The sequence below is a fragment of the Acidimicrobiales bacterium genome (genome assembly GCA_022452145.1).
GTDB lineage: Bacteria > Actinomycetota > Acidimicrobiia > Acidimicrobiales > MedAcidi-G1 > UBA9410.
In genome coordinates this window covers 103176-124758 of sequence record JAKURY010000003.1, presented here as the reverse complement: position 1 = coordinate 124758, position 21583 = coordinate 103176, and the positions used below count along the sequence as shown (strand labels likewise).

The following is a 21583-nucleotide window of genomic DNA, read 5'->3' as shown; positions in this document are numbered from 1 at the left end:
CCGAGGATCCATTCTCCCGAGGGTGTAGGAAGAACCCCGTGAATCGGCTCCGCAGCATCGCCACACGTGGCGACACCCCGGTGCTGGCTCTCTCCATCGCCACCGGCGGCGTGGTCGCCGTACTCATCGCTGGCTTCGAGTACGTCTCGGCCACCCTCCTGCTGGACCGGGTACTGCAACGCCCGCTCTGGCAGATCGCCCTGGCCCCCGCCGTGGGGCTCATCCTGGCCACCCTGATCCTCCACTATGCGGGACGCGGCCTGACTCCGGCCACGTCGGACGAGTTCAACCGGGCGTTCCATGACCGGACACCCCGCCTACCCCTGCGGGACCTTCCGCTGAAGCTCCTAGCCGGGGTGACCACCATCGGCCTGGGTGGCTCCCTGGGCCTTGAGGGCCCGTCGATCTACGCCGGATCCTCGCTGGGCTTGGCCGCCCGTAACCGCTTCCGCCGCTGGCTCCGGCGCGAGGACGTCAAGATCCTCCTCACTGCCGGAGCCGCCGCCGGCGTGGCTGCCGTCTTCAAGGCACCGGCGACCGGGGTCCTCTTCGCCCTCGAGGCCCCCTACCGCGACGACGTCAACCGCAGGGCCCTACTCCCGTCCCTGCTGGCGGCGGCCACCAGCTACGTCGTCTACATCAACCTCATCGGCCACGAAGCGGTGATCCCGTTCCTGACCGATCCCGTGAACCGGATCGGGCTGAACATAAAGGAACTCGCCGTCGCCTCCTCCGAGAGGATCGTGTGGTTCGAGGCGGACGACCTCGCATCGCTGTTCACCGCGGTGGAGGTAAATGACGTGTTCGGGGCCCTGCTGCTGGGCATCTTCGCTGGCCTCGGTGGACGCTCCATGGCATGGCTGGTGCGCTGGGCCAAGGCGCAGTCCAGGACCGAGAACTTCGTAGCACGCGTCCTGCTCGGCGGCGCCGCCCTCTCCGGGCTGGCCTTCGCTGCCGACCTGGCCTTCGATGCCCCCCTGACCATCGGCCCCGGCTTCGAGGCCATGGACTGGGTGGTCAACCCGTCCAACGGCCTCGGCCTGATCGCCCTCCTGTTCGGACTCCGCCTGGCAGCCACCATCGTCACCCTGGCGGCCGGTGGCGTGGGTGGGCTGTTCATCCCTCTCGCCGTTCAGGGCGTAATCCTGGGGCAGTTCACCGGCCAGCTCCTGGAGTCCGACCGGCCGGGCCTCTACCCGACGCTCGGTCTGGCCGCCTTCCTGGGAGCTGGCTACCGCGCCCCGATCTCAGCCGTGATGTTCGTGGCCGAGTCGACCGGAGGCTCCTTCGTGGTCCCGGCGCTCGTGGCCGCCGCGGTCAGCCAGCTGGTGGCCGGGAAGTCCTCGGTCGCCGAGCACCAGCACAGCGTGCGCCTCGGCCACCTGGAGCGACGCTTCACCCTGCCAGTCACATCGGCGCTGGACACCGACGTCCTGACGGTGCCTCCCGACGCCACGGTCGCCGAGTTCATGTACCTGCACGTCCTAGGTCGACGGGAGCGATCGGTTGCCGTCGTCGACGGCGTCGACTACCTGGGGATGATCAGCCTCACCGAGGTGTCGAATATCGAACGCTCGGAGTGGGACGACACGACCGTGGGCTCCATCCTCGCCGGCGACCAACCGGCAGCCAGACCCTCGTGGTCACTGCGCGACGCCATCGTGGCGATGGAAAAGGCCGACGTGGACGTGCTGGCCGTCACCGACGTCGAGGGTGCCTTCATCGGCATGCTCTCGGCCGACGACATACTCAAGTTGGACGAGATCCTGGAGGAGACGGGCGGCTGATCGCCTGGCCTCCTGAGACCGGACGTCAGGCGGTCTCGCTGGACTCCTCCAGCGCCTCGTCGGCGCCGTCTTCGTTCTCGTCGGCCCACTTGTCGAAGTCCGTGGAATCCCCGTCGACCTCCCGGTCCCCGATCTCGAGGCTGTCGAAGATCGAATCCAGGTCCAGGTCCTGATTCTGCTTCAACGCCCTTGCTTCCTCGTAGCGGCGGTGTCGGCCCTTTTTCACCGTGGACCCTCCAGGTCGGATGTCGTCAGCGATCGATCCCGCAGCCTACCGACGGAGACCGCCGAACACGGGACGCGGGCGGCGGGCCGACCTAACGACGGGTCAGGGCCCCCTTGGCTCCAGCAGCAGTCCGCCCTTACCGTCGAACGCTAGAGACGCCCGTCCACTCAGGAGGTCGTCGACCGGTCCGCCCACGATCTCATGGCGCCATCCGGTGGCCATCCGGCAACCCTCATCCCCACGTACCAGCGCCTCGATGTCGCCACGGGTACCGACCAGCGTCGGATCCAGGTCGAGGTCACGGGACAACTGCGCCACCCACGCAGAGACCAGGGTGACGCCAGCGCGGAAGTCACGGCCACCACCAGCCCGCCGTGGGTCGACCACCAGCGGCGGAAGGTTCCGTGCTTCTGCGACGGCGGCGACTATCCCCTCGGCTACCACACCCTTGTGGTGCCGGCCGTCGAGGCCCCGCACCCCCTTCAGATCCCCGACCCCCTTCGGCGCCCGTTGCGCAACGGCCACCACCCCTAGGTCGGGAAGGACATGGCGGACCGGTATGTCGATCTCGGCCGCGCGCCGCTCGCGCCAGGCGGCCACCGACCGGACCACGTCCCGGGCGTTGCCCCTCAACTGCCTGGCCTCCTTGATCCGCTGCCAGGCGTCCTCCGGCACACGCCGTCCACGCTCCCGTTCAAGCATGTCGCGGCACTCCTGCTCCGCCCACGCAAGCCGGCCGTCATCGGTCAGCCTCCGGATCTGCCGATCGTGGATCTCCAGCAGGTGCGCCACGTCGGATGCCGCGTACTCCAGTTGCGACCGGCTCAGCGGCCGGGCCAACCAGTCGGTCAGCCGATCCCCCTTGGGCAGTCGGAGACCGAGTTCGCGTTCGTGGAGAGATGCCAGCGAGGGTGAGGACATGCCCATGAAGCCGGCCGCCAGCTGGGTGTCGAAGAGGTGTCGGGGCACGGCCCCACACACCCGGTCGAAGACCTCGAGGTCCTGGCCAGCAGCGTGCATCACGACGAGCAGATCCGACTCCACCAACCCGGCGAGGGGCGCCAGGTCCAGTTCAAGGGGATCGATGAGGGCGAGGCCGCCCTCCCAGGCCACCTGAATCAGGGCGACCCTGGGGAAGTAGGTCTTCTCACGGTGGAACTCGGTGTCAACCGCTATGCGTGCCCTGCCCGCGAGGGTCGCGATCAGGTCGTCGAACTCCGCCTGGTTCGTCAGCAGGCGGAGAGCCGGATCGGGTTGCCGGTTCAGGCCGGGCTCCCCGCGTCGGTGGGGAGGTCGGCCTCGACCCACGCCGTGGTGCCACCGGTGACGTTGACGGCATCGCGCCCCTCGGTGATGAGGAATTCCGCCGCTTCCCGGCTCCGACCGCCCTTGGCACAGATTACGTAGAACGTCCCATCGGTCGGTACGTCGGCGAGACGATCGGGAACGGTCTGCAGGGGAACAAGGATCCCGCCCGGCACCCGGACCTGTGCGTACTCGTCGGGCTCCCGTACGTCGATGAGCGTCGCTCCCGCTGCGAGGCGGCGCTCCAACTCCTCGACTCCGATCTCCGGCACGTCCATGAATCCACTCCCAGGTCGGGCGCCCTACCCGCGCCGTCGGGCACCCTACCGGTCCTGTCGTCCCGACTCGTCGAGGTCTCCTGGTCGGTCCGCGTCCCGTAGGGAGGCCGGGTCCAGCCCAACGACCTCGACCACGGACAGGCCGCCGAGGGCCCGGCGCGGTGCCCTCTCCCCAGTGGCGAATGCCGCCTCCAACGCCGGTAGGGCGGCCACCGGCCAACAGGCGTGCATCCACTGCCGTCGACCCTCGAGCACCGGCACGAGGATTCCCGGTGCCTGCCCGGCCGCGTCGGCCAGGGTCCTCACGCTCGACGCCGACGCCCCCGGGAGGTCACAGGAGAGGACCACGACGTGGTCGCACAGCTCCCGGAAGTGGCCCAGGGCCGTGAGGATGCCGCCGAGCGGGCCGGCCCCCGGGTGGAGGTCGGGAATCCGGAGGAGCCCGAGGTCCCGTATCCGCGGTTCATCGCCGCCCACCACCACGACCCCCGGGCCCACCACGGCCTCCAGCACCCGTACGATCGCTGCCACCATGGGGTGCCCCCGCACCTCCAGGAACGCCTTGTCGCGGCCCATCCGCCTGCTGGATCCACCGGCCAGGACCGCCCCACCTACAGCGGTGCGCGACGGTCCTGCCACGTGGTCGGCTCAGGCCGGTCCGTCGAACGGGGGGTCCACCGCGGGCCATGCGGGGTCGAGCTGTCGCAGGAACAGCTCACAGCGTTCCTCCTCGTCCGTCTCGCCGATCTCACGGGCCGTCCGGGCCAACCCTGCCAAAGCACGCAGGAACCCACGGTTCGTCGGATGCGTCCACCGGACGTAGCCCGATCCGCGCCAGCCGCTCTGCCTGAGCCGGTCCAGGCCCCGGTGGTAGGCCACGCGGTAGGAGGCGTAGGACTCCACCGGGTCTCGGCCGAGGTCGCCCAACCGTGCCCATGCCTCGAGGTGGCGCGGCCATTGAGCGACGACGCCAGCCACCGCTGCCCGTCGATCGGCCACGGGGGCCTCTCCGGCGGCACTCAGGCGATCGTCGGCATCGGCAGGCTCGGGCCCCAGGATCGTCTCCGGCGGGCCAGTCCCAGAGAGGCCGATCGGCCTGTCCATCGTCATGGCCGGCGAGGCTACCCGACCCGGTCCGCCGGCCCCGGACCGCTACCCTCGGTCGGTGCCCACCGAGTTCCTAGACCGCATCGACTTGCCCGAACTCGTCCAGCTTCCCGCATGGGCCGATCCCCAAGCGATGCGGGCGGCCACCGGTGTGGCCATCGTCCTTTCCGTAATCGGCCTCGTGCTGGCCGCCCGGATCATCCGACGCCTCGTCGTCAGGGCCCTCGTCGTGGTGCTCCTGGCGGCCCTCTCCATCGGACTCTGGGAACAACGGGTCAACCTGGCGGACTGCGCGGCCGACTGCTCCTGCGCCGTCTTCGGGCAACCCGTCAAGGTCCCCGCCAACCTGAACCCCAACTGCACAGCCGCCTGACCGGCGGATCGGATCAGCGCGCGGGTACCCGTTCGATCCGTAGGACGTTGGTGGAGCGGGACCGGACGTCGGTGCCGGCCAGGACGCCCACCAACTCGCCTACCGCCACGTCACCACGGTCTCGGGCGGCCTCCAGTGCGGCAGCCACCCGGAGTGCGATGTCTCCCTGTTCGGGCAGGTGGAGCGGCTCGGTGCCCCAGCTGAGTGTCAGCTGGCGGACGGTGCGCTCATTGGCGCTGAGACCCAGGATCCGTGCCGACGGGCGGAACCGTGCCATCGAGCGGATCGTGAAGCCACTTCCGGAGATGCACAGGATGGTGCCGATGCCCAGCACGTCGACGGCCCTGGCCGTGGCCTGGGTCATCGCATCGGTGATGGAGGTGTTCGGGTCGTCGGTGTCGGCCATCCGCAGCTCGGACAGCTCGGACATCCAGGCCCGGTGGTCGAAGGCCCGGTCGGCCCGCTCCGCGATGCGCGACATGGTGGCGACCACGTTCACCGGATCCACGCCTATGGCCGTCTCCCCCGAGAGCATCAGAGCGCTGGACCCGTCCCACACCGCGTTGGCCACGTCGGACACCTCGGCCCTGGTCGGCTCAGGGTTGGTGACCATGGTCTCCAGCATCTGTGTGGCGGTGATGGCAGGCCGCCCGAGGGCGATGCACTGTCGGATGATCTCCTTCTGGAGGATCGGCAGCTCCTCGATGCTGCACTCGCTACCCAGGTCGCCCCGGGCCACCATCACGGCCCCGGACGCCTCGATGATGGCAGGCAGGTCGTCGATGGCCGCCTGGGTCTCGATCTTGGCCACGATGATCGGGCCGGCCGGGTGTGGATCCACCGGAAGCCGTGCCAGGTCCTCGGCCGAACGTACGAACGAGAGGGCGATCATGTCCACGTCGAGCTCCACGAACCGCTCGACGGCCAGGAGGTCGTCGGCGGTCGGCGCCCGCATGGACAGGCGGTCCGACGGAATGTGCAGGCCCGGCCTGCCGTTCAGGACGCCTCCGTGGGCCACCCGGGCGGTCAGGAACTCGCCGCCGTGGTCCAGTATCTCCAGTATCACCCGACCGTCGCCCATGCTCAGGCGGTCGCCGGGTCCCACGTCGGAAAGCAGGCCCTCGTAGTCCACCTCGATGTTCGAGGCATCGCTCCGCTGGTTGCCCACCCGGAGTTCCAGGCGGGAGTCCTCCACCAGGACTACCGGCTCGGTGCCGAAGGATGCCGCCCGTACCTTGGGCCCGGGAAGGTCCACGAGGATGCCGACGTAACGACCCTCCAGTGCGGCGATACGCCGGATGTCCGCCATCCTGGCCGCTGCCTCGTCGATCGTGTTGTGTGCCAGGCCGAGTCGCGCCACGTCCATGCCGGCCCGAACCAGCCTGCGCAGGGTCGCCTCGTCCTCGGAGGCTGGTCCGATGGTTGCGATGATCTTGGTCCGGCGGGCCATCGACCCACCATACCGACCTGCCCGCGTGGCGCCCCCGGGACGTGATCCCCTGGCGTGGCTATGGGAGCTGTCGAGCCTCGCACTACCGTCGGGGCGATGCCCAAGCCGGACCTCCACCCGTACCTGGACCATCCGGGGACGTTGGCCTTCGCCCATCGCGGCGGCACCGAACAGCACCCCGAGAACAGCCTGGCGGCCTTCCGGCACGCTGTGGGCCTCGGCTACCGGTACCTCGAGACCGACGTCCACGCCACGGCCGACGGCGTGGTCCTCGCCTTCCACGACGAGGCCCTGGACCGCGTCACCGACCGGTCGGGGCGCGTCGTTGACCTGCCTTGGGCCGAGGTCGTCAACGCCCGGATCGACGGCAGGGAGCCGATCCCACGCCTGGCTGACCTGCTCTCCGAATTCCCCGGGGTGCGGATCAACATCGACCCCAAGGATGACCGGGTGGTCGATCCGCTCGTCGCCGTCCTGCGGGACCACGACGCCCTCGGGCGCGTCTGCTTGGGTTCATTCTCGGATCGGCGTCTCGCACGATGCCGCGCCCTCCTCGGCCCGGGGCTCTGCACGTCGGCCGGGCCCCTGGCTGTGGGCCGGGTCCGCTTGGCCAGCCTGGGGATACCCACGGGGCGCCCGGTCGCCGACTGCCTCCAGGTTCCGGTACGCCAGGCCGGCGTCCCCCTCGTCGACCGCCGGTTGGTCCGCCACGCCCACGGCCAGGGCCTGCAGGTCCACGTGTGGACCATCGACGACGCCGACGAGATGCACCGGCTCCTGGACCTTGGTGTGGACGGCATCATGACCGACCGGCCGAGCGTGCTCCGGTCCGTCCTGGTGGAACGGGAGGACTGGGCGACCTGAGCTGGACGATGTCCCGACAGCAGGCAGACTGCCGCCATGGCCGACCTCGACAGCATCCGCGTGTTCCTCCACCTCCTGGGCGTGGCCGGGTGGGTCGGAGGCCAGATTGTCATGGTCGGCCTCCTGCCCTTGCTCCGCTCCCTCGGACCCGACGTTCCACGCATCGCTGCCGTCCGCTTCGCCAGGGTTGCATGGCCCTGCTTCGGGTTGGCGGTCGTGACCGGGATCTGGAGCCTCTTCGCCGTCGAAATCGGCGACAAGGACACCGGGTATCTCACCGCCCTTTTGGTGAAGCTCCTGCTAGTGGGACTCTCCGGCGTGGCGGCCGCCGTCCACGCCACTACCCGGAGCGTCGCCCTGCGCGGTGCCACCGGGGCCCTGGGCGGTCTGGCCGCTCTCGGGGCGCTCTTCGCGGGCGCGGTCCTGGTCACCTGACCCACCCATCCGGCCACCTGGCGCCGGACTCAGTCACCAATTCGGGGCCTCCTGTGGACGGTCCTGTGGACGCCGGACCTAACCTCTGGGGAAATCCGCCACGGAACTGGGGAATACCCCGAATCCGCTTGATCCGGATGCCCGGACACGACCACCATGCGTGCACGCCGAACACGGCGAGGGGATCCGGAACCGGAGAACCGACCAGCCGACCGAGGTAGGAGCTCAGGCTCCGGTCGAGGGAGGAGGGTCGAGAACCTGGGGAAGCCCCCGAGACGTGTTCGGGGAGGACCGCAACCACGCTGGCCCCGAGAGGGACCAGCGGTTCGGCCACCGGCACACGGGTGTCGAGGCCGGGCGGGACGACGAGGAGCCTTCGGGCGAACCGTCGGGCCACCCGGACGAGGCCCCGACCGGAACCGGACCACTGCCGGTCACTCCGCCGCCGACGGGCGACGGGGTGGATCGATGGTGGAGCTGGGATCGGGGTGCCGAGTCGATCGGGTCGCTCCATAGCCGTCGGGCGAAGGGGTGGCACGGTTGACCAGGGTTCCGTCGGGAACCGGTGGTCGAGTCGGGTTCGGGAACGGAGCGTTGACGGATGTTCCGGTTCCGGGTCAGAGCCAGACCCTTCGGGGTTGGGCTCCGGGTCCGGATCGTCTGACGGGACGGTTCGGCAGGTGGACGTGAGACGACGAGGTGGCTCCGAGGAGTTGACCGGTTCGCCGGGAGGCTACTCGGGGCCACTTTCGCGTTTTCGTACGGCTTCCGCCGGCCCGTGGTCCGGTCCCAGCTGTGGCATCACGGGACGTAGGACCCCCACCAGGCCATGGCCGCCAGCGACACCATCGCCATCGCCGAGACGACCATGACAGGCGGGCCCAGGCGGGGACGTGCGGCCAGGGTGGCCACCCCGAGTACGAACGGCACCCCGTTCAGGGCATAGCGCTCGATGCTGTTGAGGTTGTCGGCTGCCAACGCCACCAGGAGGCACGCCGCGGCGAAGGCGCCGTAGCGTCGCGGCCACGACCGCACCAGCGCGACCAAGAGGACCAGCAGGGCGGCTACGGCAAGGACGTGCAGTCCATCGCCCATCGTCTCGCTCCCGAACAGGTCACCGACCCCGTCCAGCAGCCGACGGAACGGGTTCACCGGGTCGCCGCGGAGCTCTCGCTGCACGTTCAGCGGAATGAATGCCCGGTCGAAGTGCGCCGAGGCCCACCACACGAAGACGCCAACACCGATGGGTCCGCCGGCCACGGCGGCAATCCGTTCAGGGAGCCGACCGGACCCCGTGGACGGGCGCCACACCGCTGCCAGGACCGGCACGGCCAACAGGGCCCCCGTGGGGCGGACCAGCCCGGCAGCCAGCGCCAGGAGGGCCACCAACCACCACCTCTCCCGTCGGGCCGACAGGAGCACGCCGACCGCCAGAGCCAGGAAGAGGCCCTCCCCGTAGGCCCAGGCAAGGACGAATGCCGACGGGAACAGCGAGAGCGCCCAGACCGCCAGACGCGCCGTGGCCCTGTCACCCGTCTCGGCCATCACAAGGCGATGCAGCAGCAGCGTTGCCAGTAGCGCCGAGAGGTTCGCCACCACGATGAGGGCCACTGCCGGCCCGCCGGGAAGGAGAGCGTCGGCGAGGCGTCCCAGCAGGACGTATCCAGGGAAGAACCGCACTCCCTCGGTCGGCACGCCGTCGTAGCCGTGGACGAGGAGCGACTGGTACCAGTCGCCATCCCATGCCAGGAGGCCGCGGGTCGACGGTCGGGGACCGCCGTCCGCCCGGGCACCCGCCAGGTGGACGGCGATCCACGCCGCGGCGATCAGCAGCCGAGCCGTCGTCCACGCGGGCAGGACGACAAGGAGGTCGTCTTTCGCCCGCCGGACTCGACCTCCGGTCACGGACGACCTGGGAAGCGCGAGAGGTTGGCCGCATCGTCGAAGGCATCGCCATCGGCACGGACCACCTTCGTGGGCCGACCCAGGCGTTCCACCAAGGCCTGGCGGAGATCCCCGCACTGTCCACCCATGGTCTCGTACCCGTCCATCCAGACCAGCCAAACCGTGGCACCATGTCCTGCCCGGAGCACGATCCCGTCGGCCACCGAGGCGACGTCGACCGACGCATTCCGCCTGGCGTAGTTCGCCCAGTCGACCCGTCGACCGTCGTCCAGCATCGGGTGGGAGAGGGTCACGAAGCGATCGGCCAACAGGCGGTGTCCTGCCGGCGCCAACTGGTCCGGGCAGAACACGACCACGTCGGTGGCAGCGCCATCGTCCAGGATCGCCTGGGCAGCCACCCCCACCTGGGTCCGGTCCCGGCCAAGCTCGCGGGCCACTGAGACTCCGGAGAGGAGGACCAGGAGCGCCAGGACGAACACGGATCCGGTACCGGGTAGGTGCCGCAGGCCCACTGCAGCAGCAAGGACCACCGGCACCAGGGCAAAGACCCCGTAGCGCCCCTGAAAGGCGGTGTCGGTGGCCAGGCTTACGGCAGCTCCCAGCAGCATGGTCGCCAGCCCGATGCCGACGGCCACCCGGAGCCAACCCCGGTCCGTCCAGCCGACCAGTGCGCCGGAGGCGCCACTACGGGTTCCGACACCGAGGACGACGAGGACGGACAGGACGACTGCGACCAGCAGCGCCTCCGAGCCCCGACCACCCCCGTAGGCCTCGAGGGTGAGGGCTGCCACCACCGTGGGGCGGGGCGCAGGCGACCACGGCGTACCGGTGTGGGCCAGCTGGTCGAGGAAGACCGGCAGCCAGGGCAGGAAGGCCACGCCGCCGGCGGCAAGGGCTCCGGCCAACCGGAATGCCCGCTCCCTGTCCCTGCGACGTCCGACCAACAGGAGGCCGACCCCGACCACCGCCATCAGGAAGAGCGACCAGTAGTGCGTGAGCAGCAGCGCTGCGGCGACCGCCGCGACCCCAGCGAGGCGGCCGGTCGACGGTGACGCCCACGCACGGACGACGACGAGGTGTCCCGCCAGTAGTAGGACCAGGAGCAGCAGGTACATCCGGGCCTCGGTCGCGTACCGGATGGCGAACGGGCTGGATGCCATCACCCCAAGGGCGAGCAGGGCGCCCGTACGGTCGAGGTGGCGACGGGCCACCATCCACACCAGCGGCAGCGAGACCACGCCGAGGACGCCGGAGAAGGACCTGACCGCCACATCCCCGTCGCCCAACACGGTGGTCCAGATGGCCAGAAGGACGTAGTAGAGCGGCGGGTGTCCGTCGTGTCGGAGGGCCTCCACAAGGGGCGACCAGCCACGACGGGCCTCCTCGGCCAGGGAGGCCGAGATCGCCTCGTCCAGCCACATGGGAGACGCCGGAAGGAAGCGAAGCACCAGCCCGCCGACCACGGCGACGGCCACCATGGCAACGATCCAGCGGGTCCGAGCGGCCTCCTCCACGGCGCAGGAGCGTACCTTCGGTCCCGGGAGGAGTCCGGTACGCTCGGTCCGTGCCCGATCGTCGCCAGGCCGGTCCGGACTCTCCCTCCCACAGATGAGCACGCCCCCGTACACCCGCCGCGAACCGTCACCCGACCACCTGCAGCCGGTAATCGTCGGCGCCGGGCCGGCAGGGCTGACCGCCGCCTACCAACTCGGGAAGGCAGGCGTCCTGGCCACCGTGCTGGAGGCCGACACGGTCGTAGGCGGCATCAGCCGAACAGCCGTACGCGACGGCTGGCGCTTCGACATCGGGGGCCACCGGTTCTTCACCAAGGTCCGTGCCGTGTCGGACCTCTGGCACGAGATCCTGGAGCCCGACGACTTCCTGGTCCGACCCCGCATGAGCCGGATCTTCTACAAGGGCAAATTCTACGACTACCCGCTGCGGGCCATGAACGCCCTCCGCAACCTGGGTGTTCTCGAGGCCGTCCGCTGCGTGCTCTCCTACGTCTGGGTCCGGATCCGCCCGCCCCGCGACCTCACCTCCTTCGAGGGGTGGACCGCCAGCCGCTTCGGATGGCGCCTGTACCGCACCTTCTTCAAGACCTACACCGAGAAGGTCTGGGGGGTGCCCGCCGACGAGATCCAGGCCGACTGGGCCGCCCAGAGGATCAAGAACCTCTCCCTGTTCAGCGCCGTCCTGAACTCCCTGATGCCCCGCCGGAACCAGAAGGACATCACCAGCCTTATCGAGGAATTCGAGTACCCGAGGTACGGACCGGGGATGATGTGGGAGCGGTGCCACGAGCTGGTCGTAGGCCAGGGATCCGAGGTGCTCCTCGAGCACCCGGTCCGCCGCATTCGACACGCCGACGGCCTGGCCCACCAGGTGGAGGCGGACGGGCCCGACGGCCCGGCCGTGTTCCCGGCCAGCCACGTCATCTCCTCGATGCCCCTCCCCCACCTCCTCCTGGCCATGGACCCGCCGATACCCAACCACGTGCGCCTGGCGGCTGACGGCATCGGCTACCGCGACTTCCTCACCGTGGCGCTGGTGATACCCGACGAGGACGGCTTCGAGGACAACTGGATATACATCCACTCCCCGGAGGTACGGGTCGGACGGGTCCAGAACTTCGGCCGCTGGTCGCCCCACCTCGTCAAGGAGGGAAGGACCTGCCTGGGCCTGGAGTACTTCGTCGACGAGGGCGACGACCTCTGGACGGCCACCGACGAGGACCTGGTGTCGCGTGGGAAGGTAGAGATGGAGCGACTCGGCCTCCTGGACCCGGACCGTGTCGAGGCCGGCTACGTGGTCCGGATGGCGAAGGCGTATCCGATGTACGACGCCAACTACCAGGCCAACGTGGCGGTTCTCCGGGACTGGCTGGAAGCCCATGCGCGCAACGTCCACCCGGTGGGTCGCAACGGCATGCACCGGTACAACAACCAGGACCACTCCATGTACACCGCCATGCTGACCGTCGAGAACCTGCTCGGAGCCTCGCACGACATCTGGCAGGTGAACGTGGAGGAGGACTACCACGAGGAGCTCCGGCCGACCGACGCTGTCGGAAGCTGACCGTGTCGCTCCCCTCCACCCACCCCGGCGAGGCGGTGGCCAGACGCGACCGGGACTTCGCCCGCAGGCTCTCGATCATCGTCACGCTGGGGCTCATCCTGCGGGTGGCCTACGTCCTGCTGGTCGAGCGGGGCGACCCGCTGTCCGGGGACGGCGTCTACTACCACCAGGCTGCGAACCTCCTCGCCGACGGCCTGGGCTTCACCGAGCCCTACCGGTACCTCCACGGTGGCGCCCAGGAGTACCTGTTCGCAGCCGATCCCTCGACCATCGGGACCACGGCCAACACGGCGCTGCCCGTCGGTCACGTCGAACCGACCGCCGGCCACCCTCCGTTGTGGGTGGTGGTGCTCGGGTTCGCCTCGATGCTGGGCTTCACCGGCGTGACCGCCCACCAGATGCTCGGGGCCATTGTCGGGGCAGCCGGGATCGCCGCCGTCGGCTGGGCCGGCCGGATGCTGGACGGACCCCGGACCGGGCTGGTCGCCGCAGCGCTGGCCGCCGTCCACGCATGCCTCTGGCTGAACGACGGCCTGGTCATGTCGGAGAGCCTGGTGGTCTCCGGAACCGCCCTCCTGGTGGGATGCGCCGTCCTGGTCCAGCGGTCGCCCGACCGACGGTGGCTCCTCCTGCTGGGCCTGGTCGGCGGCCTGACGGCCCTGGTCCGCGCCGAGGTGCTGCTCGCCCTGCCCGTGTTGGCGTGGCCGGTCCTGCGGTCACCCGGGATCGACCACCGACGCCGGCTGATGCATTACGCGACCATCGGGCTGATAGCCGGAGCGGTCCTGGCACCGTGGGTGGTCCGAAACATGAGGACCTTCGAGGAGCCCGTGCTGCTCACCAACGGCACCGGGATCCTGTTGGCCCAGACCAACTGCGACGCCACCTACTACGGGGACAAGCAGGGCTCCTGGGAATTCGAGTGCGGCCTCCCCCAGCCACTCCGCAGCGACGGCACGCCGGGAGACGAATCCGAACGCGACCTCGTGTACCGGCAGCGGGGCCTCGACTACCTGACCGACCATCCGGGCCGCCTCGTCACCCACGTGGTCCCGAAGCGGGTAGGACGGTTCTGGGGCGTCTACGCCCCGATCCAGCAGTTGCGCGCCGACATCCTCGTGGAAGGTCGGGAGTTCCGGCTCTCGGTCCTGGGCCTGGCGCAGTTCTACGCCTCGGTTCCCCTCGCCGCGGCTGGCGCCGCGTGGCTGTGGCGACGGGGCCAGGGACTCCTACCGCTCCTGGCCATCCCGCTGGTCGGCACCCTGGTCGCCGCCCTCACGCTCGGGGCGACCCGCTACAGGGTCCCCACGGACGTGGTCCTCGTGCTGCTGGCCGCGGTGGCGATCCGCCGCTTCCGGGACCGCCGGACCGCTGTACATAGGCTCGCCTGATGCCCCCCGCCGTCACCATCACCATGGACGTCGAGGACCTCCGGCCCACCCCCGACCTCCCGGAACGCGTGGTCACCATGACCCACCAGGTCCTCGACCTGCTGGCCGCCGCCGATGTCCGGGCATCGGTCTACGTGGTCGGCGACCTGGCGGAGCGGCGGCCGGGGATGGTCAGGCGGGCCGCCGGCGAAGGCCACGAGATCGGACTCCACTCCTGGTCCCACGTCCCGATTCCCACGCAGCGACCGGCGGAGTTCCTCGCCGCCATCAGGCGGGGCCGTAACCTGCTCCAGGACCTTTCCGGACAGGAGGTCTCCGGCTACCGGGCCCCGATGATGTCGCTGGTCCCGGCGTCGGCCTGGGCTGTTCCCCTCATCGCCGAGGCCGGTTTCACCTACTCATCCAGCGTGCTGCCTGGACCCAGCCCCCTCTACGGCTGGGCCGGCCTGCCCCGACGCCCGTTCCGGTGGTCGGGCGGCCCGCTGGAGCTCCCGTGCCCGATGGTGGGCTTCGGCGGCCTGGACATCCCCTACCTGGGGGGCACGTACCTCCGCCTGCTACCGGCGGCAGTCCGTCGGATCGGCCTCCGGCGGGCAGCTCCGGAGGAGGCGTTGTGGGCCTACTGCCATCCCTGGGAGTTCGACTCCGACGAGGCGTTCCACCTGCACGACCACATCGGCATGCTGGCCAGCCGGATCGCGTGGCTGCGACGGTCACGCATGGAGAGCAAGGTTCGTCGCCTCCTCGAGGAGCCGGTGGCTCCCCCACTCTGCGAGGTGGCGGCGGCCCTCGCCGGTCGGGACCTTCCGGAGGTGGATCCGACCCGGACACCTCAGCTCGGACCGGTCGCCCGTTGGGCCAACGGCCGGCTCCGCGGACGGTGAGTTCCCGGCGGAGCACGTTCCGGCTCCCCACCACCTTCGGCGGACGACTGGCCGCCCTCACCGTCCTGGGCCTCCTCGTCCGCCTCGCCCACCTGTTCCTGATCGCCGCCGACAACCCCCTCAGCGGTGACGCTGCCGGCTACCACCTGGCATCCAACCTCTTTAGCGACGGCCTGGGCTTCCCCGAACCCTTCCGCCACTACTTCGGTGCCGTCGACGTCGTCCCCCTGGACTCGGGAGAGATCGTGGTGGAGACGCCGATCGGCCACCTCGAGCCGACCGCCGGGCATCCACCCGTCTGGACAATGCTGCTGGGTGCCTTCTCCTTCCTCGGGTTCACCACGGTCTTCCAGCAACAGGTGGTGTCGGTCGCCCTGGGCACCCCCGCCATCGTCCTGATGGGCCTGCTGGGTCGCGAGGTCCGGTCCGAACGGGTTGGCCTGCTGGCGGCGACCGCCACCGCCGGGTACGCCTTCATCTGGGTCAACGACGGCCTGCTCATGGCCGAGACGGCGGCCATCGCCATGGCCGCGGCGACCATGCTGGTCGGTGTCCGCTTCTGGCGGGAACCCACCCGATGCGCCGCTCTGCTGCTGGGCCTGGTGGGCGGCCTGGCGGCCCTCACCCGTGCCGAGCTGGCACTCTTCCTCCCGGTGGTCGCCGCCGTGATCCTCCTGCGGTCGCAGCTCGGATGGCGGGAGAAGGTGGTGCGCTACACCCTCTGCGGGGCCGCCTCACTGCTCCTCTGCGCGCCCTGGTTCATACGCAACATCACCACCTACGACGCCCCGGTCCTATTCTCCAATGGGATCGGCACCGTGCTGGTCCAGGCCAATTGCGATCAGACGTACTACGGACCGGACCTCGGGTACTGGCAGATCTCGTGCGGGAACCCACCGCCGTACGGTCCGGAGGGTCAGGTCCTGGGCGAGTACGAGCGCGACATGGTCGTACGGGAGCGGGCCTCCGCCTACATCGCCGCCAACCGTTCACGCCTGCTCAGCGTCGTGGTCCCGGTCCGGATCGGCCGGATGTGGGGCGTCTACGAACCCATCGGCCAGCTCCGGCGGGACGTGCACGTGGATCGCAGGTCCATGGCCGTGTCGCTCCTGGGCTTGGCCCAGTTCGTCGTCCTGGTGCCGCTGGCAGTTGCCGGCATGGAGTTGGTCCGCCGACGGCGAGGACCCCTGCTTGTGCTAGCCGCCTGGATTCCGATCGCCACGTTCACGGCCGCCACGGCCTTCGGCACCACCAGGTACCGGACGGCCGCCGAGACGTCCCTCGTTATCCTTGCCGCCGTCGCCGTCGACGCCCTGGTGGACCTGCGCCAGCCGGAGCCGGTACAACCGCTTCAGTCGACAGACGCGTCGCAGCCCCCGGGCGGATCGTCGTAGCGGGCATCGCTGGTCCAGGCGTCCTCCCACCACCGCTCCGACGGATCGCCGATGTCGTGGTCGGCCCGAAGGGCGCCGAGCACCAGGTCGCCCAGCAGGGCCGCTCCCCCCGGACAGAGGTGGCCGTCGTCCCATCCGCCACGGACCTTGCGCACCTGGACCACCGTTCCTCCCAGGCCTACCCGGAACCGGGCGAAGCCACCGCCCGGGCCTCCCAGAGCCAGCCCGGTGTCCAGGTAGCGGACGTCGGAACGACGCCCGGCCAGTGCAGCGAACTGTCCGTTGGCGACCCGGCGCGCCGCTTCGATTCCCTCGCGCGGAGGAGCGGGTGGCATTCCCAGCCAGAGCACGGTGGCCCCTCGCCCGGCCATTCGGTCGGCCACGTCGTCCAGACGCCGTCCATAGGCGGCGGGGTCGGCGACGAGCCCGTCCAGGTCCCATCCTCCCAACATGACGACCACGACCTCCGGTCCGCCGTCCAGGATGTCGTCGAGGTAGTCGTCGAACCCGGGTCGCAGCAGGCCCACCCCACCGAACGACCTGGTGTCGACCCGGGCGGCGCCTGTGGCCTCCAGGGCCGCACGGATCCCCGGATCGCCATCGAACGCCACGCTGTCCCCGATGGTGACCACCCGCAGGCGATCGGCGCCACCGGTGGTCGCGACTAACAGGGAGAGGAGGATCGCCAGCAGGAGGACGACCATGGGGAACCACCTCCGGAGGACGGAACGACCCACCCCTGGCCCTGCGGCGGGATCGTCGACGTTGCGGCCCGAGAACATGGAGACCGAGGGTACCGGTGCGCCGACGACCGGTCCGGAGGCCCCCGGTAGGCTCGGCACCCCATGTACCGGTCCCCCACCCGACGAAGGTCCTCCCGACGCCGGTGGACCGCCCTGACCCTACTGGTACTCGGCCTCTGGATCGCCGTGGCCCCGTTCACCCGACCGCTTCCAGGTGGCGCTCCCTTCTCGTTCGAGTCCACCCCCGAGCTGGGTTGCCGTACTCCGCTGGTGGGCGCCTTCGTCGAGGACCGTCCCACCGCCGACGCCTACTCGACGCCCCGCCCGCAGGCCGACGACCCGATGGCCCCCACCACCGTGGACTGTGGGGGCCGGGCCGCGTTCCGTCTCATGCTGGGCACCACCCTCGTAATCGTGGCGATCGGCCTCCACGTCATGGACCGGCGTCGCGGGCGCTGAGGTCGCAGTGGAGGACCTACGGGCCACCGTCACGCTGCTCAACGACGTGTTCGGCTTCGATCCGCCGATCGGCCGCCACCACCTCGAGTGGTACTACCAGGCCAACCCGGAGGGCGAGGCGGCCGTGGGTCGGGTCGACGCCGACGACAGGCAGGTGGGAAATTATGCCCTGATCCCCATCCGCCTACTGGCGGCCGATGGCCGGACGCTCCGCCTCGGCCTCGGCGTGGACCTCTGCGTGCATCCCGATGCCCGCGGAACCGGGACCTACCGCCGGACGGTGGAGGCCAGCTACCGGGCCGGGGCCGCCGCCGGGCTGGACGGCATCCTCGGGGTGGCTAACACCGAGTCAGCCCCCCGTATGGTGAAGACCATGGGATGGCAGGAGCTGGCCCAGCTGCCGGCACGACTCCTGCTTCCCCGGCCCGGCAGCGAGCAGTTCACCCACCTCGGGGTGGACGACGGCCTGCTTGCCGGCGATCGCCTCGATGAGCTCCTTCCGGCGCCCACCGGCTCCCCGTCGACCGGCCACGCCACCGTCTGGAACGCCGAGCTCCTGCGTTGGCGCCTCGCCCGGCCCGGTGCCGACTACGTCCTCCACATCGGCCGGGACGTCCTCCTGGTCAGCACAACCGCCCGGGCCGGTCCGGTCCGGGTCGCCGTCCTGCTCAAGGTGCTCCTCCGTCGGCCGGCGACGGGCCCGCTACCGTCCGGGCCGCTGGCCGCAGCGCTGGCCGCCCACCACCGGACTCCGTTCGTTCTCCACTGGGGAGCCAACCACGGCGTCCACTTCACCGGCCCGCGCATTCCGCGGCGCCTCCAGCCCAGCCCGCTGGAGCTGATACTGCACCGCTTCACCGACGACGGGGGCTCCCCGATCGGCGACGCCGGCATCTTGCTCACATCGTTCGAGTTCCTGGACTTCGACGCCTACTGATCCGCCGACCGACGGGTCGCCTGGATCAGCCGCCCGGAGTGGGCGGTACCGTGGCGGGGTGCGCACCGCGGTGATCATTCCCGCCTTCAACGAGGCCGACGCCCTCCCCGAGGTTCTGGCCGAGCTGGCCGGACACAATCCGGACCACGACCTCGTGGTGGTCGACGACGGGTCCACGGACGACACGGCTGTCGTCGCCAGGGCGGCGGGCGCTACCTGCCTCCGCCTGCCCTTCAACCTCGGCATCGGCGGCGCCCTGCGGCTCGGATTCCGGTATGCCGTGGAGCAGGACTACGACCAGGCCTACCAGTTCGACGCCGACGGCCAGCACGACGCCACACAGGTCGGGGTGCTGCTGGCTGGCCTGGCGGATGCCGACATGGTCATCGGCAGCAGGTTCATCGGCGAACGGGGCTACCGGGTGGGCCGGAGCCGTGGCATGGCCATGGCCCTACTACGCCGTCTCGTCACATGGATCTGCCGGCAGAACTTCACGGACACCTCATCGGGCTTCCGGGCGTTCCGACGTCCCGTCCTGGAGCTCTTCGCGACCGAGTACCCGGCCGAGTACATGGAGTCGGTCGAGGCCCTCGTCCTGGCCGTCCGACGGGGGTTCACCGTCCGGGAGGTGCCGGTCGTGATGCACGACCGGGCTGGCGGGAGGGCGTCGAACCGCAACCTCCGGCTGGCCTACCACTTCGTCCGGCTCCTGATCGTCCTCGTCGCCGGCGGGACTGACCGCGGACGTGTCCGGAGGCTCGCGTCGTGACCGTGCAGACCCACGCCCTGCTGGCGGGCCTCACCGTCATCGCCGTGGTGGTCATCGTGCGCCTCGTCAGGCGTCAGGTCCTGAAGGCCAAGTACACCGTGCTCTGGCTGACGGTCGGCCTGGTTCTGGCCGTCACCGCCTCGGTTCCCACCCTCCTCGACAGGGCGGCCGACCAACTCGGAATCTGGTACCAACCCACCCTCTTCCTGCTGCTGGCCATCGGCTTCCTGCTGCTCCTCACCATGCACTTCTCCTACGAGCTGTCCCGGATGGAGAAGCGGATCCGGGCCCTGGCCGAGGAACTCGCCCTGCTGAAGGGGTCGGATTACGGCGACTAGCGGACGTCGGGCTGAGGCCGTCGGTCAGCCCCCCGCCATCAACCAACCATCGCCCACCAGTCGGTCCTCCAGTTGGCGGGCCAGCAGGTCGGCGCCGACCTCGTGGAAGTGCACCCCGTGGTCCTTGCGGAGCGCGACCGTCCGACCGTCCTCGTCGACCATCTGGTCCCGGTAGGCGCCTGTCTCGTCACCCAGGACGTCCATCGAGTCCAGGTCGGTGGCCCCGGATCCCCAGGCCGCTGTCGTCGACGCCCAGATCGCGTTCAGGGAGTCGGTGAGGAACCTCGGGTCCCGCATCCGGGGGGTGGTCCACCAGTAGACGTGGGCGCCGTCGGCCCGCCATCGGGCCATGGCCTCGTCTGCCCGTTCAGCCAGGACGCTGGCCCAGCGCTCCGACCCGGGCACCAGCCCCTCGCCATCGAGCACGTACCCCTCGAATTCGTTGGCACCGATCATCACGACGACCACGTCGGGTCGGACCTCGGCCACCAGCACGGCGTAGTCGACCAGCACGCCGTCGTCCCAGTCCCAGTGGGGCACGGTGAACCCGAAGCCGAGCGCGCCACGCCCCTCCACGAGCACGTCGGGTCGCCGGTCAAAATTCCGCTCCATGCCCCACTGCAGGTCGAGCATCAGAGAGTCGCCCACCGCCAGGATCCGGAGGGGATCCCCTGCCGAGGCCCTGCGCGGGGCGACGGTGTCCGACGGTCCGGCAGGCTCTTCCGGCGCGGCACTACCCGACTGGTCGACGCTCCCAGCCGGCGCGGCACTACCCGACTGGTCGACGCTCCCAGCCGGCGCGGCACTACCCGACTGGTCGGTGGTCGTCACGCCGGGTTCCGGTGGCACCTCCAGGTCCGGAACCTCCACCTGCCCGTTTGCCTCCGCAGGTCGGAGAATCGACGATGGCGTGGCGGCATCCAACTCCCTGATCGCTGGGGCAAAGGTCACCGTGGGTTTGGTCCCATCGAATACTCCCTGCACCCGTTCGAGCGGCTCGTCCAGTGCCAGGGCCCGTGAGATCCGACCCGCCGGCGTAGCCCACCCACCGGCCACGTCGCGCCGCCAGCCCTCGGGTTGCGTGTCAGCCCACCGGTCGGCGACATCGGGTGCCAGGAGGCTGGCCAGGACCAGGACCGTGACCGCCGTCCAGAGAAGGCGGGCGGCGCTCCGGCGGGGGCTTCGGGCCGGGCCGGTCATCGGGCGGGAAGAATAGTGCGATAGGCCTTTCGCTCAGTGGATGTTGCGAATAGGTTACGGATTGCCGCGATGTACCGTGGCATTTCATTTAGCGTTCTGTTCAACGGCCCGGTCCGGAACTCCGGAGGCAGGGTCCGTCTCTCAACCAAAGGGGTACCCATCCAATGATGTCAACAATTCTCACCCTGATCGTCCTGGCGATGATCTTCCAGGGTGTTCTGGCCGTGCTCAACAGCATCCTCGACACCGTCGGTGTCGGCTCGATGCTGAGCGGTCTTCCGGTCGTGGGATCCAACCTGAACCTGATCTGGGCGTATCTGTTCGTCGTGGTCAGCGAGGTGGGTGGCTTCGGCTACGGGGCTTCGACCGAGATCCTCGGCATGGGCGACTTCGGTTCCGACGTCGGGACCGCGCTGGCGATCTGCGCCTTCATACCGGTGAAGGACGCTGCGGTCTCCGCTCTCGGCAGGGGTCTGGCTCGCTGACCCAAGCCTGAACGAGGGCCCCGTCGCCTCCGGGCGGCGGGGCCCTCGTCGTTTTCCACCAGGGATGGAGCTCGCTTGCCTGCAGGTCCCGGGTCTGGAGGTCGCTTTCCACCAGATCTCAGATCAAGAACCGTAGTCGAACACTTGTTCGGCCCCGACTAGGCTCGTCTCCGTG

Annotated in this window: 23 protein-coding genes; 13 read left to right on the top strand and 10 right to left on the bottom strand. The window is 69.9% G+C overall.

Annotated features, from left to right (window positions below; translation table 11 throughout):
* Window positions 1-38 precede the first annotated feature (38 nt).
* A complete protein-coding gene (locus MK177_01840) occupies window positions 39-1787 on the top strand; it encodes a chloride channel protein (protein ID MCH2426055.1) in 1749 nt (582 codons plus the stop codon).
* A 25-nt stretch (window positions 1788-1812) separates the two neighbouring features.
* Here the strand turns inward: MK177_01840 and MK177_01835 are convergent, their stop codons facing one another.
* The 5 genes from MK177_01835 to MK177_01815 all read right to left on the bottom strand — a co-directional run bounded on the left by MK177_01835 (window position 1813) and on the right by MK177_01815 (window position 4706).
* Entirely contained in the window at window positions 1813-2013 is a 201-nt protein-coding gene (locus MK177_01835; GenBank protein MCH2426054.1) for a hypothetical protein, read from the bottom strand.
* A 102-nt stretch (window positions 2014-2115) separates the two neighbouring features.
* Window positions 2116-3321 carry a ribonuclease D gene (locus MK177_01830; protein MCH2426053.1) on the bottom strand — a complete coding sequence of 402 codons (1206 nt, stop codon included), beginning with the start codon at window positions 3319-3321 and terminating at the stop codon, window positions 2116-2118.
* Entirely contained in the window at window positions 3276-3596 is a 321-nt protein-coding gene (locus MK177_01825; protein MCH2426052.1) for a rhodanese-like domain-containing protein, read from the bottom strand. The genes MK177_01830 and MK177_01825 overlap by 46 nt, the downstream gene beginning before the upstream one ends.
* A gap of 45 nt (window positions 3597-3641) precedes the next feature.
* Window positions 3642-4235 (bottom strand): molybdenum cofactor guanylyltransferase, encoded by a 594-nt coding sequence (locus MK177_01820; protein ID MCH2426051.1) that lies wholly within the window; start codon window positions 4233-4235, stop codon window positions 3642-3644.
* A 9-nt stretch (window positions 4236-4244) separates the two neighbouring features.
* Window positions 4245-4706: a DUF3151 domain-containing protein gene (locus tag MK177_01815; GenBank protein ID MCH2426050.1), complete on the bottom strand. Its 462-nt coding sequence runs from the start codon at window positions 4704-4706 to the stop codon at window positions 4245-4247.
* A 55-nt stretch (window positions 4707-4761) separates the two neighbouring features.
* On the opposite strand from MK177_01815, the gene MK177_01810 reads away from it, so the two are divergent.
* A complete protein-coding gene (locus MK177_01810; protein ID MCH2426049.1) occupies window positions 4762-5076 on the top strand; it encodes a hypothetical protein in 315 nt (104 codons plus the stop codon).
* Between the two features lie 13 nt (window positions 5077-5089).
* Here the strand turns inward: MK177_01810 and pyk are convergent, their stop codons facing one another.
* A complete protein-coding gene (gene pyk / locus MK177_01805) occupies window positions 5090-6526 on the bottom strand; it encodes a pyruvate kinase (protein ID MCH2426048.1) in 1437 nt (478 codons plus the stop codon).
* A gap of 96 nt (window positions 6527-6622) precedes the next feature.
* Between pyk and MK177_01800 the strand changes: the two genes are divergently transcribed.
* Window positions 6623-7390 carry a glycerophosphodiester phosphodiesterase gene (locus MK177_01800; GenBank protein MCH2426047.1) on the top strand — a complete coding sequence of 256 codons (768 nt, stop codon included), beginning with the start codon at window positions 6623-6625 and terminating at the stop codon, window positions 7388-7390.
* Between the two features lie 36 nt (window positions 7391-7426).
* Complete coding sequence (locus tag MK177_01795; protein ID MCH2426046.1) at window positions 7427-7825, top strand: hypothetical protein; 399 nt, start codon at window positions 7427-7429, stop codon at window positions 7823-7825.
* Between the two features lie 801 nt (window positions 7826-8626).
* Here the strand turns inward: MK177_01795 and MK177_01790 are convergent.
* Both MK177_01790 and MK177_01785 read right to left on the bottom strand, forming a co-directional pair.
* Window positions 8627-9730, bottom strand: coding sequence for a hypothetical protein (locus MK177_01790; protein ID MCH2426045.1), 1104 nt, complete (start codon window positions 9728-9730; stop codon window positions 8627-8629).
* Window positions 9727-11244, bottom strand: a complete 1518-nt coding sequence (locus tag MK177_01785) for a glycosyltransferase family 39 protein (GenBank protein ID MCH2426044.1) — start codon at window positions 11242-11244, stop codon at window positions 9727-9729. The genes MK177_01790 and MK177_01785 overlap by 4 nt, the downstream gene beginning before the upstream one ends.
* Before the next feature lie 94 nt (window positions 11245-11338).
* Here MK177_01785 and MK177_01780 point away from each other — a divergent pair, with 94 nt between their 5' ends.
* From MK177_01780 to MK177_01765, 4 genes are read left to right on the top strand one after another with little or no spacing between them, the layout of a single operon-like run.
* Window positions 11339-12808, top strand: coding sequence for an NAD(P)/FAD-dependent oxidoreductase (locus tag MK177_01780; GenBank protein MCH2426043.1), 1470 nt, complete (start codon window positions 11339-11341; stop codon window positions 12806-12808).
* Window positions 12809-12810: 2 nt separating this feature from the next.
* Window positions 12811-14199, top strand: a complete 1389-nt coding sequence (locus MK177_01775) for a hypothetical protein (GenBank protein ID MCH2426042.1) — start codon at window positions 12811-12813, stop codon at window positions 14197-14199.
* A complete protein-coding gene (locus tag MK177_01770; protein ID MCH2426041.1) occupies window positions 14199-15083 on the top strand; it encodes a polysaccharide deacetylase family protein in 885 nt (294 codons plus the stop codon). The genes MK177_01775 and MK177_01770 overlap by 1 nt, the downstream gene beginning before the upstream one ends.
* A complete protein-coding gene (locus MK177_01765) occupies window positions 15080-16477 on the top strand; it encodes a glycosyltransferase family 39 protein (protein MCH2426040.1) in 1398 nt (465 codons plus the stop codon). The genes MK177_01770 and MK177_01765 overlap by 4 nt, the downstream gene beginning before the upstream one ends.
* Here MK177_01765 and MK177_01760 read toward each other — a convergent pair.
* Window positions 16435-17259, bottom strand: a complete 825-nt coding sequence (locus MK177_01760; GenBank protein ID MCH2426039.1) for a hypothetical protein — start codon at window positions 17257-17259, stop codon at window positions 16435-16437. The genes MK177_01765 and MK177_01760 overlap by 43 nt on opposite strands.
* 63 nt (window positions 17260-17322) lie before the next feature.
* Here MK177_01760 and MK177_01755 point away from each other — a divergent pair, with 63 nt between their 5' ends.
* Genes MK177_01755 through MK177_01740 form a run of 4 tightly spaced genes read left to right on the top strand, consistent with a single transcriptional unit; the run spans window position 17323 to window position 19723 of the window.
* The gene (locus MK177_01755; GenBank protein MCH2426038.1) at window positions 17323-17679 is read left to right on the top strand and encodes a hypothetical protein; all 357 of its coding nucleotides are present in this window, start codon (window positions 17323-17325) and stop codon (window positions 17677-17679) included.
* 7 nt (window positions 17680-17686) lie between these two features.
* Window positions 17687-18616, top strand: a complete 930-nt coding sequence (locus MK177_01750) for a GNAT family N-acetyltransferase (protein ID MCH2426037.1) — start codon at window positions 17687-17689, stop codon at window positions 18614-18616.
* A 58-nt stretch (window positions 18617-18674) separates the two neighbouring features.
* Window positions 18675-19385, top strand: a complete 711-nt coding sequence (locus MK177_01745; GenBank protein ID MCH2426036.1) for a glycosyltransferase family 2 protein — start codon at window positions 18675-18677, stop codon at window positions 19383-19385.
* Window positions 19382-19723: a DUF2304 domain-containing protein gene (locus MK177_01740; GenBank protein ID MCH2426035.1), complete on the top strand. Its 342-nt coding sequence runs from the start codon at window positions 19382-19384 to the stop codon at window positions 19721-19723. Before MK177_01745 ends, MK177_01740 begins: the two co-directional genes overlap by 4 nt.
* A gap of 24 nt (window positions 19724-19747) precedes the next feature.
* On the opposite strand, the gene MK177_01735 is transcribed toward MK177_01740, so the two are convergent.
* Window positions 19748-20923, bottom strand: coding sequence for a hypothetical protein (locus MK177_01735; protein MCH2426034.1), 1176 nt, complete (start codon window positions 20921-20923; stop codon window positions 19748-19750).
* Window positions 20924-21090: 167 nt separating this feature from the next.
* Between MK177_01735 and MK177_01730 the strand changes: the two genes are divergently transcribed.
* Entirely contained in the window at window positions 21091-21408 is a 318-nt protein-coding gene (locus MK177_01730; GenBank protein MCH2426033.1) for a hypothetical protein, read from the top strand.
* The last annotated feature ends 175 nt before the right edge of the window (window positions 21409-21583 follow it).